General features: G+C 51.5%; 1 protein-coding gene. It reads right to left on the bottom strand.

Annotated elements, in window-relative coordinates:
* Positions 1-23: 23 nt before the first annotated feature.
* The gene (locus tag BN4575_RS20320) at positions 24-1,055 is read right to left on the bottom strand and encodes an IS630 family transposase (protein WP_068979564.1); all 1,032 of its coding nucleotides are present in this window, start codon (positions 1,053-1,055) and stop codon (positions 24-26) included.
* Positions 1,056-1,164: the final 109 nt, after the last annotated feature.

The following is a 1,164-nucleotide window of genomic DNA, read 5'->3' as shown; positions in this document are numbered from 1 at the left end:
CTAAATAACTGATCCTAATAGTGCTACACCTTCGCTGTGCCATAGCCATTCCCCGGGAAAGGAGACACGGTATCCATGAAGTGTTTCACTCGGGCCAGCAGGTTGGCCATCCCTCTGCATTGATGATTGCGCGTGATGGTTTCATGTAACTTGTGCCACAGCCGTTCGATGTGATTAACCCAAGGACTGTAAACTGGCTGGAATACCAGGCAGAACTTGGGGTTCTTCTTCAACCATCGCTCGGTCTGTTTGCTTTTGTGAATGATGTAGTTATCGAGGATCAGCGTGATGGTTTTGGCTCGTCGGTAGTGGCGACGCAGCTTTTCCAGCAGGGCGATAAACAGGGATGAGTTTTTCTTTATCCCACTGACATAAAGTACTCTTCCGTTACCTGCATGGAGAACGCCTGCCAGGTAATGTTTCGCGTTCTGTCCCGGTGTGACAACCCGCTTTTGCTGCGCTCTGAACATCCAGTCGGCCCCTAATTTGGGATTGAGGTCTATATCGACTTCATCCTCATAAAACACCGGATTATCGGCATCACAGCGGGCCAGCGCAGCGTCGATATCCGCCATTTTCTCCTGATAGGCCGGGTCTTTTATCCGCAAGGTTGGCACGGGCCTTCGCCAGACAATGCCCATACGAGGTAACCATCGGCGGAGCGTGGAGGCTGCCATATTGAGGCCTGTTAACCGATTGATTTTGATAGCCAATAGTTCGGTACACCAGCGGCTGCGCTGATAACCAAAATCTTGCGGAGAAAACTGCATAAGCAGCACCAGTAAGGTGACAATCTTGGCGACAGGTAAGACTGGGGCACGGCCAGCCGGTAAGGCTTCTAACGCACCCACACCTTCATCCCGATACCACCGAAGCCAACGGCCGATGGTCGAACGAGCAGCGCCGGTAAGGTGATGAACATCAGTGATCGTGCGTCCTTCATGTAACAGCAAGATGGCCATCAAGCGACGAGCATGTCCTTTATCACGCGTGGCATGGATGATTTTGTGAATGTGGCGCCGTTGTGGTCGTGGCAGGGGTGGTAGGATAGGCATCAACTCAGTCCTTTGGGTGTGGCTTGTTTTGTTTGGCGACTAATCAGATCGCACAAACTGGACTGAGTTCCCTTCCTCCAGTGATCTACTATTCGGAACAGTTATTTAG

It is taken from the genome of Aeromonas sp. EERV15 (assembly GCF_900079845.1).
Taxonomy (GTDB): domain Bacteria; phylum Pseudomonadota; class Gammaproteobacteria; order Enterobacterales; family Aeromonadaceae; genus Aeromonas; species Aeromonas sobria.
This window is presented reverse-complemented; position numbering and strand designations above follow the sequence as displayed.